This window comes from Mycobacterium sp. UM_CSW (assembly GCF_000455205.1).
GTDB lineage: Bacteria > Actinomycetota > Actinomycetes > Mycobacteriales > Mycobacteriaceae > Mycobacterium.
This window is the reverse complement of the sequence record NZ_AUWQ01000044.1, coordinates 23,455-32,734: the sequence shown is the minus strand read 5'-3', so window position 1 is coordinate 32,734 and position 9,280 is coordinate 23,455. Positions and strand designations below refer to the sequence as shown.

Here is a 9,280-nt window from a genome sequence, read left to right as displayed (position 1 = left end):
CGACGGGCCCGCACCAGCACCGGGATCGCCCCCGCGATGATCAGCGCGGAAACGATGATGACGGCGTACAACACCCACGACGTGTGCGATCCCCTGGCCGCCTTGTGAAAGCCCCGGCCCAGGTCCACCAGTGCGACGGCCGCGGCCACGCTCACGCCCAGCAGCACCAACCAGACGGCGGCGCACGCTCCCATCAGTATGCGATCGATGACATCCGGCGGAATGGTGTCCGAACCCCGCCGATAGGCGGAATACCTGCTGACCATCAGCAACTCGTCTGCGGCGCGTCGCTGTTGTTCGACGACAGCACCGTCCCGTCGCTGGTGGTGATCGAGCAGTTGAGCCGACTGACCCGGAAAAGGCTGGACGCCTGGACTGATCCGACGTCGGACGTCGAGATCGGTGTCACGGTCATCGACCAGGGAATGTACACGTTGTGCTGGGTGCGCGACCGGCCCGACGCGTCGACGTAGGTCACCGAAATGATGTCGCCGGGCGCCTTGGTGCCGGTCACCGAGTAGGTCACCTGCCGCGGGCCGGTCGGGGTGGTGGTCGCCGGCGGCGGGGCCGCCGCGGACGACGTGGTCGCCGGCGGGGGCGGCGGTGCGCTCGTCGCCGGTGGGGGCGGCGGAGGAGGCGGTGGCGGCGGGGTGGGCGTCACCGTCACGGTCTGCGTTTCGGTGGGCGGAGGAGGGGCCTCGGTGGTCGGCGGTGGCGGCGGAGGCGGCGGTGGCGGCTTCGTGGTCGTTATCTCGTCCTGGATCGGCGGCGTCGACGGGACGGTGGTGGTGGCGGGGTTGGCGAGCTTGTTGGTGTCGGTGCGCGTGACGAGCAGCGACACCGAGACCACGAGCGCGATCGCGGCCACGATCGCGGCGATGCCGACCACCCACGGCCAGCGCGGGGCGCGGTGTTCATCGTCGGGGTCGACGGGCTCGTCGTAGCTGTCGTAGTCGTACAGCCGCATGTCGGCCGGCAGGTAGGGGCCGGTGACGAAGTGCTCGGCTTCGGGAGCCGAATACGCCCGCGAGTAGGCGTCCGTCTGGCCCGTCTGGTCCGCCGCCGCGATTTCGGCGCTGTCGGCGCTGTCGTCGATGGGGCCCAGCTCGTCGTGGGGTTCGACCGCGTCTTGTCCCGCGTCGAGGCCGGAATCCGATTGGTGGCTGAGGTCGCTGCCGGAATCGGGTTCGTCAGGTTCCCATCCCGGAGGAGTCGGCCCGCTCATAGTTGCCTGCCCTGTCCAACTGCATCACCAGCGCGCGAGGCCCCGCGGCTGCATCGGGGCGCGCGCGCTTGGGAGTTTCTCATTGTGCCTGGGCAAACCCTACCGAACGGGATAGAGCAAAGAAGTCGTGGAAAAGGGGCCCGGATCAAGTGATGCCCTGATTGTGACCTTTGAGTCGCAAATCAGTGCTTCTCGGGGCCCGTGTAGTACTCGAAGACCAGTCCGGCCGCCGTCGCGAGGATGAACACCACCCCGGCGACGATCAACCAGGGCAGCCACAGCGCGATGCCCACCGCCGCGACGGATCCGGCCAGCGCCACCAGGATGGGCCACCAGCTGTGCGGCGCGAAAAAGCCCAATTCTCCTGCACCGTCGCTGATCTCGGCGCCCTCGTAATCCTCCGGCCGGGTGTCCAGCCGACGCGAGATGAACCAGAAAAAGCTTCCCGTGATGACGGCCAGGCCACCGGTTAGCGCCAGGGCGGTGGTCCCCGCCCACTCCACCCCGCCGGTCGCGAACAGCGCAGTCAGGATCCCGTAGAGCACCGCCGAGAGAACGAAGAATGCGGCGATGAACTCGAACAGCCTGGCTTCGATCTTCATTGAGCGTCCTAACCTACGGGCTGGTTTTGGGTCGCTTCACCGCGACGGGTATCGAACGGATGGGTGGTCACCGCCAGCGGGGCTTGGGCGATCGCCTGCAGTGCCTCGGCGTTGGTCTTTCCGCCGATCCGTTGCTGCAAATAGGCCTTGAAGTCGTTGGGCGGCACGACCCGCACCTCGAAGTTCATCATCGAGTGATACGTGCCGCAAAACTCGGCGCAGTGACCGACGAACGCCCCGGTCTTCTGGATCTCGTCGACCTGGAACACGTTGACCGAGTTGTTTGCCTCGGGGTTGGGCATCACGTCGCGCTTGAACAGGAATTCCGGCACCCAGAACGTGTGCACCACGTCCGCGGAGGCCAACCGGAATTCGATCTGCTTGCCGGCCGGCAGCACCAGCACCGGGATCTCCGTGGCGGTTCCCAGGGTCTCGACCTTGTCGAAATTCAGGTAGGTCCGGTCCTGCGGGTTGAGCCCGCGCACCGCCCCAACGCGTTCCTCGCCGTGCTCGTCCTTGCCTTCCGGCTTGGAGACCATCGCGTTCTTGCGCACCGGGTCGGCCCCGTCATAGGTCAGCGTGCCGTCCTTGAAGTTGACCCGCTGATAACCGAACTTCCAGTTCCACTGGAAGGAGGTGACGTCGATGACGACCTCGGGGTCCTTGGCCAGGTGCAGCATCTTCTCCTGCACCACCACGGTGAAGTAGAAGAGCACCGAGATGATGAGGAACGGTGTGACGGTGAGCACCAGCTCCAACGGCATGTTGTAACCGAACTGCCGCGGCAGGTCGGTTTCGGTCGCCTTCTTGCGGTGAAACGCCATCGACCAGAAGATGAGCCCCCACACGATGACGCCGACGACCAGCGAGGCGATCACCGCCCCGATCCACAGTTCCCGGTTGAGGTGGGCCTCCGGGGTGATCCCCTGCGGCCAGCCCATGCCGAGCACCTGCGACCAGCTGCATCCGCTCAGCGTGACCGCCAGCACGCCAAGCGTCGCGGCCAGCGCCAGCGGCCGGAAACGACGCTGGAAACTGCGCTGCGACAGACGTTGCGAACGGACCTGCTCGCGAGGTGTCACGTTGGCGCCTCCTGCTCGGATTCGAATACTACGCAGCGTAGACCACGCCGCTGACGCCGTCGCGCAAACCCCGGCCGGTCACGCGTGCGGCGCCCCGATCGCCGCACAAGTGGGGCATACTGGGGCGCCGTGTGTGGTCTGCTGGCGTTCGTTGCGGCCCCGGCCGGTCCTGGCGGCGGCAGAGCCGACGCCGCGGCGGCCGCCACCCGCGCCGACGGCGCCATTTCCGCCGCGTCGCACCTGATGCGCCATCGGGGGCCCGACGAGCCGGGAACGTGGGCCGACCCGGGCGCGGACGGCTCGGTGATGTTCGGCTTCAACCGGCTTTCCATCATCGACATCGCCCATTCGCATCAGCCGCTGCGCTGGGGCCCGCCCGAGGCGCCCGACCGTTACGTGCTGGTGTTCAACGGCGAGATCTACAACTACCTCGAGCTGCGCGACGAACTGGCCGCCAAGCACGGGGCCGCGTTCGCCACCGACGGTGACGGCGAGGCGATCGTCGCGGGATACCACCATTGGGGCACCGACGTGCTACACCGGCTGCGCGGCATGTTCGCGTTCGCGCTGTGGGACACCGTGACCCGCGAATTGTTTTGCGCCCGAGACCCTTTCGGCATCAAGCCGCTGTTCATGGCCACCGGCACCGGCGGCACCGCGCTGGCCAGCGAGAAGAAATGCCTGATGGACCTGGCCGAGTTGGTCGGGTTCGACACCGGCATCGACGAGCGCGCGGTGCAGCACTACACGGTCCTGCAGTACGTGCCGGAGCCCGAGACGCTGCACAGCGGGGTGCGGCGGCTGGAGTCGGGCTGCTACGCGCGCATCCGGCCCGGGCAGCAGCCCGAGGTCACCCGCTACTTCGTGCCGCGATTCGCCGCGACGCCCATCACCGCCGACACCGAACAGGCCCGCTACGACGAGATCACCGCGGTGCTGGAGGACTCGGTGGCCAAGCACATGCGCGCCGACGTCACCGTCGGAGCGTTCCTGTCGGGCGGCATCGACTCCACCGCCATCGCCGCGCTGGCGATCCGGCACAACCCCAGGCTGATCACGTTCACCACCGGCTTCGAGCGCGAGGGCTTCTCCGAGATCGACGTCGCGGTGGCCTCGGCGGAGGCCATCGGAGCGCGCCACATCGCCAAGGTGGTCAGCCCCGACGAGTTCGTCGCCGCCCTGCCCGAGATCGTCTGGTACCTCGACGAACCCGTCGCAGACCCGGCGCTGGTCCCGCTGTTCTTCGTTGCCCGCGAGGCCCGCAAGCACGTGAAGGTGGTGCTGTCCGGTGAGGGCGCCGACGAGCTGTTCGGCGGCTACACCATCTATCGGGAGCCGTTGTCGCTGAAGCCTTTCGACTATCTGCCGCGCCCGTTGCGCCGGTCGATGGGCAAGGTGTCCAAGCCGCTGCCGGAGGGCATGCGTGGCAAGAGCCTGTTGCATCGCGGCTCGCTGACCCTCGAGGAGCGCTACTACGGCAACGCCCGTAGCTTCTCCGACGCGCAGTTGCGCGACGTGCTGCCGGGGTTCCGCGACGAGTGGACCCACACCGATGTGACCGCGTCGGTGTACACCGAATCGGCCGGCTGGGACCCGGTGGCCCGCATGCAGCACGTCGACCTGTTCACCTGGTTGCGCGGCGACATCCTGGTCAAGGCCGACAAGATGACGATGGCCAACTCGCTGGAGCTTCGGGTGCCGTTCTTGGATCCCGAGGTGTTCGCCGTCGCTTCCCGGCTGCCCGTCGAGGCCAAGATCACCCGGACCACCACCAAGTACGCGTTGCGGCGCGCGCTGGAGCCGATCGTTCCCGCGCATGTGCTGCACCGGCCCAAGCTGGGCTTCCCGGTGCCGATCCGGCATTGGCTGCGCGCCGGCGAACTGCTGGAGTGGGCGTACGCGCTGGTGGACTCCTCACAGGCCGATCGCCTGGTCGACCTGGCCGCGGTCCGCCGGATGCTCGACGAACACCGAAGCGGCACAAGCGATCACAGCCGCCGGCTGTGGACGGTGTTGATCTTCATGCTCTGGCACGCGATCTTCGTCGAGCACAGCGTGGTGCCACAGATCGCCGAGCCGGTCTACCCCGTCCAGCTTTAGTGTGAAACGACGGCTTCGCGTGTGAACCCTCGGCGGGATTTTCGGCTGAAACCCACCCTGGCTTCACACCCAAAGCCGTGAGTTCACACTCAAGCGGGGCCTAGGCGAGCACCGCGGCGATCTCGGCGGCCGCCTCCTCGCCGTACGCGCCGGCCAGCCTGCTCTTGGCGACCTCGTGGTCCCAGGCCCACTCCTGCGTTCCGGTGGACTCCAGCACCAGCACGGCCACCAGCGAGCCCAGCTGCGCCGAGCGCTCCAGGCTGAGGCCCGCGCTGCGCCCGGTGAGGAAGCCGGCGCGGAACGCGTCGCCGACGCCGGTGGGGTCGACCTGGCTGGTCTCGGGCACCACGTCGACGTGGGTGGTGGTGCCGTCCGGCTCGACCAGGTCCACGCCCTTGGGGCCCAGCGTGGTCACCCGCAGCTCGACCTGGGACATCACGTCGGCCTCGGTCCAGCCGGTCTTGGACAGCATCAGGTCCCACTCGTAGTCGTTGGTGAACAGGTACTTGGCGCCGTCGGTGAGCGTGCGGATCTCGTCACCGGAGAGCCGGGCCAGCTGCTGGGACGGGTCGGCGGCGAAGGGCAACCCGAGCTTGCGGCACTCCTCGGTGTGCACCTGCATGGCCTCGGGGTCGTTGGCCCCGATGATGACCAGCTCCGGCGTGCCGATGGACGACACCACGTCGGCCAGCTTGATGTTGCGGGCCTCCGACATGGCGCCGGGGTAGAACGACGCGATCTGGGCCATGTCGACGTCGGTGGTGCAGGTGAAGCGCGCGGTGTGCGCGGTCTCGGAGATCAGGACGTTGTCGCAGTTGACGTTGTGGGACACCAGCCAGTCGCGGTAGTCGGCGAAGTCGTCGCCCGCCGCGCCGACCAGCGCGACGTCGCCGCCCAGCACACCGATGGCGAAGGCGATGTTGCCCGCCACGCCACCGCGATGGATGACCAGGTCGTCGACCAGGAAGCTCAGCGACACCTTCTGCAGGTGCTCGGGCAGCAGCTGCTCGGAAAAGCGGCTGGGAAACCGCATCAGGTGGTCGGTCGCAATCGAACCCGTTACTGCGATCGTCACGAAATCTCCTTCGTTAGTAAGGTTATCTAGCTTACTCAGGCACATCGAGCGTCGTCGCGTCACGGTCCGCGCAAAGTCGTGCGCTAGCCTGCCTAGAAACAACTCAAGCAACTCAGTCAGCCGCCGGGACCCGCCTGGCCGCAACCCGCTCCTGGTCCCGTCCACCAGCGTAGGAGAACCACATGGCAGGTCCGCACTGGCCGGACCAGACTGTCGGCACCGGCGGACCAACGCCCGAGTCCCAGCCGCTTGACTTCCCCAATCAGCCCACTGCCGCGCCGGCGAATTATGCCGGGCAGCCGGTCCCCTCTCCGCAGCGACGATCCAAGCGGCGCTTGGTCATTGGCCTGCTGCTGGCCGTCGCGCTGGCGGCCGCGCTGACGCTGGCGATCACCTACGGGGTCCGCACCAACGGTGCCAATACCGGCGCGGCGTTGTCCGACGGCGCGGCCAAAGCGGCCATCCAGCAGTACCTGGACGCGCTCGAGCACCGCGACATCGACGTCATCGTCCGCAACGCGCTGTGCGGCATGTACGACGGCGTGCGGGACAAGCGGTCGGATCAGGCCCTGGCCAAGATGAGCAGCGACGCCTTCCGCAAGCAGTTCACCGAGGTGGAGCTGACGTCGATCGACAAGATCGTGTACCTGTCGCAGTATCAGGCGCAGGCGCTGTTCACGATGCGGGTAACGCCCGCGACCGGCGGCCCGGCGCGCGGCGACGTGCAAGGGGTCGCCCAGCTGCTATTTCAGCGGGGGCAGATCGAGGTCTGCTCGTATGTGCTGCGCACCGGCGGCTCCTATTGAGCCGCCGAACAGGTCAGTTGAAGGAGTCCCCGCACGCGCACGAACCGGTGGCGTTGGGGTTGTCGATGGTGAAGCCCTGCTTTTCGATGGTGTCGACGAAGTCGATGGACGCGCCTTCGACGTAGGGCGCGCTCATCCGGTCAACCGTCAGCGTCACGCCGCCGAAGTCCGCGGTCAGGTCGCCGTCCAGCGACCGGTCGTCGAAGAACAGGTTGTAGCGCAGCCCCGCGCACCCGCCCGGCTGGACCGCGATGCGCAGCGCCAGGTCGTCACGGCCCTCCTGGTCCAGCAGGGACTTCGCCTTGGCAGCGGCGGCATCGGTCAGGATCACGCCGTGGGTCTTGGCGGTCGACTCGTTTTGCACCGTCATTGCATCTCCTAGTTGGCACTTTTCCTAATGGTCCTGGTTGGCTCGAAGTCCGGGCGATGCGCTCCGGAAAAAGCCCACTGCATCAACGGTACCTTGCGGGACCGCTATTCCCGAGTCGCGCCGCGACCTCGGAGGCCAAACCCATCAGCTGATTGGCGGCGTCGGCCTGCGCCAATCGCACCGAACCGGCGTAATCGGCGATGGACAGCGCCGACATGATGCCCGACGAGCGCACCGCGGAATTCTCCAGGTCGACCTGGCCGGCCAGCACGATCACGGGTATGCCCAGCGGGCGGGCCGATTCGGCGAGGTAGCCGACCACCTTTCCGAACAGGGACTGCTCGTCGAACCGGCCCTCACCGGTGACGATCATGTCCGCGGCCTCGAGGTCGTCGGCCAGGTTGGTGTGCTCGGCGATGATCGCCGCACCCAGCTCGCAACGGCCCCCGAGCGCCATCAGCCCGGCCCCGATGCCGCCGGCGGCGCCCGCGCCCGGCTCCGAGCTCACGTCCCGCCCGGCCGCCACCTCCAGTTGCAGTGCCCACTCCTCGAGGCGGACTTCCAGCGCGGCGACGGCGGCCGTGTCCGCGCCCTTCTGCGGCCCGAACACCCGGGCCGCCCCCCACGGGCCCACCATGGGGTATTCGGTGTCCGATGCGGCGATCAGGTCCACGTTGGTCATCCGCTGGCGGGCCTCGGCCAGGCCGCCGAGCTGGGTAATCATCCCCTTGCCGCCGTCGGTGCACGCGCTGCCGCCCAACCCGACCACGATCCGCGTCGCCCCGGCCCGCAGGGCCTCGTCGAGGAGCTGCCCGACGCCGCTGCTATCGGCCGCCACCGCGGTTTCCGGGGTGGGCGGACCGCCGAGCAGGGCCAGGCCGCAGGCCTGCGCGCACTCGAGGTACGCGGTCCGCGAAATGCGGTCGAACACCCAGGCCGCTTCCACCGTGGTGTCCAGCGGCCCGGACACCCGGACGCGCCGCGTCTGCCCCAGCCGCCGGCCGAGCACCTCGACGAAGCCGGGGCCGCCGTCGGACATGGGCGCGACGGTGAATCGATCGCCCGGACGCGATCGGGTCCAGCCGGTTGCGATCGCGGCGGCGGCCTCCACCGCGGACAGGCTGTCCCCGTAGCAATCCGGTGCGACCAAGACCTGCATGGCGGGCAGGCGCAGACGGCCCGGTGCGAGGCCAGCGGCAGCGTCATCCGAGGCCATCGTACCGTCGTCCATCACAGGTAGCCATTCATCACAGTCAAGCCTAAGCGTCGCGCGTTGCGCTGGCGCATGACCAATAACAACGCATTCCAGGTGCGTTACGGGCGAGCCCCCCCGCGAAGTAACCTGGCCATTGTGAAGCTAATGGGCCGAAAAAAGGGCCAGAATGGCGACCTCGAAGTCGCCGTCGTCGAGGCGGACCCCTCCGGGGACGCCGTGCCGCGCCGGACCGGCCCCAAGGGCCGGCCCACGCCTAAGCGCAGCGAGGCGCGGCGCAACGCGAGGAAGGGCCCGGTCGCACCGGCGCCCATGACCGCATCCGAGGCGCGGGCTCGCCGCAAGACGCTGGCCGGCCCCAAACTCAGCCGCGAGGAGCGCCGAGCCGAGAGAACGGCCAGCCGCGCGCGGATGACGGATCGCCGCGAGCGCATGATGGCCGGCGAAGAGGCCTACCTGTTGCCCCGCGATCAGGGACCCATCAAGCGCTACGTGCGCGACGTGGTGGACTCCCGGCGCAACGCGCTCGGCCTGTTCATGCCGGCGACGCTGGTCTTGCTGTTCGCCTCGTTCGGTGTCCCGCAGGTGCAGCTATACGCGTCCCCGGCGATGCTGGTGCTGATGGTCGTGATGGGCGTCGACGGGGTGCTGCTGGGCCGCAAGGTCAGCAGGCTGGTCGACGCGAAGTTCCCGGACAACACCGAAAGCCGTTGGAAGCTGGGCATTTACGCCGCCGGCCGGGCTTCGCAGCTGCGCCGCATGCGCACGCCCCGGCCCCAAGTCGAGCGCGGCAGCAGTGTCGGCTGA

General features: G+C 68.3%; 10 protein-coding genes. 3 read left to right on the top strand and 7 right to left on the bottom strand.

Features of this window, described 5'->3' with window-relative positions; all coding sequences use genetic code 11:
* The 4 genes from N415_RS17070 to N415_RS17055 all read right to left on the bottom strand — a co-directional run.
* Window positions 1-266 (bottom strand): DUF2561 family protein (locus N415_RS17070; RefSeq protein WP_152531440.1); only part of this gene is annotated, 266 nt, incomplete at its 3' end.
* Window positions 266-1,225, bottom strand: coding sequence for an MmpS family transport accessory protein (locus N415_RS17065; protein WP_068184282.1), 960 nt, complete (start codon window positions 1,223-1,225; stop codon window positions 266-268). The genes N415_RS17065 and N415_RS17070, both read right to left, overlap by 1 nt.
* Before the next feature lie 182 nt (window positions 1,226-1,407).
* On the bottom strand, window positions 1,408-1,827 hold the full coding sequence (locus N415_RS17060) for a cytochrome c oxidase subunit 4 (protein WP_068106830.1): 420 nt from the start codon (window positions 1,825-1,827) through the stop codon (window positions 1,408-1,410).
* A gap of 8 nt (window positions 1,828-1,835) precedes the next feature.
* The gene (locus N415_RS17055) at window positions 1,836-2,909 is read right to left on the bottom strand and encodes a cytochrome c oxidase subunit II (protein WP_068184279.1); all 1,074 of its coding nucleotides are present in this window, start codon (window positions 2,907-2,909) and stop codon (window positions 1,836-1,838) included.
* 129 nt (window positions 2,910-3,038) lie between these two features.
* Between N415_RS17055 and asnB the strand changes: the two genes are divergently transcribed.
* Window positions 3,039-5,009 (top strand): asparagine synthase (glutamine-hydrolyzing), encoded by a 1,971-nt coding sequence (asnB, locus tag N415_RS17050; RefSeq protein WP_068184275.1) that lies wholly within the window; start codon window positions 3,039-3,041, stop codon window positions 5,007-5,009.
* Between the two features lie 100 nt (window positions 5,010-5,109).
* Here the strand turns inward: asnB and N415_RS17045 are convergent, their stop codons facing one another.
* Window positions 5,110-6,084, bottom strand: coding sequence for a carbohydrate kinase family protein (locus N415_RS17045; protein ID WP_068184271.1), 975 nt, complete (start codon window positions 6,082-6,084; stop codon window positions 5,110-5,112).
* A 182-nt stretch (window positions 6,085-6,266) separates the two neighbouring features.
* On the opposite strand from N415_RS17045, the gene N415_RS17040 reads away from it, so the two are divergent.
* Window positions 6,267-6,890, top strand: a complete 624-nt coding sequence (locus tag N415_RS17040; protein ID WP_068184265.1) for a hypothetical protein — start codon at window positions 6,267-6,269, stop codon at window positions 6,888-6,890.
* A 13-nt stretch (window positions 6,891-6,903) separates the two neighbouring features.
* Here N415_RS17040 and N415_RS17035 read toward each other — a convergent pair whose 3' ends face one another.
* Window positions 6,904-7,260: an iron-sulfur cluster assembly accessory protein gene (locus tag N415_RS17035; protein ID WP_068106822.1), complete on the bottom strand. Its 357-nt coding sequence runs from the start codon at window positions 7,258-7,260 to the stop codon at window positions 6,904-6,906.
* Between the two features lie 82 nt (window positions 7,261-7,342).
* Window positions 7,343-8,419, bottom strand: a complete 1,077-nt coding sequence (locus tag N415_RS17030) for a glycerate kinase (protein ID WP_068184288.1) — start codon at window positions 8,417-8,419, stop codon at window positions 7,343-7,345.
* A gap of 192 nt (window positions 8,420-8,611) precedes the next feature.
* On the opposite strand from N415_RS17030, the gene N415_RS17025 reads away from it, so the two are divergent.
* Complete coding sequence (locus N415_RS17025) at window positions 8,612-9,280, top strand: DUF3043 domain-containing protein (protein ID WP_068184262.1); 669 nt, start codon at window positions 8,612-8,614, stop codon at window positions 9,278-9,280.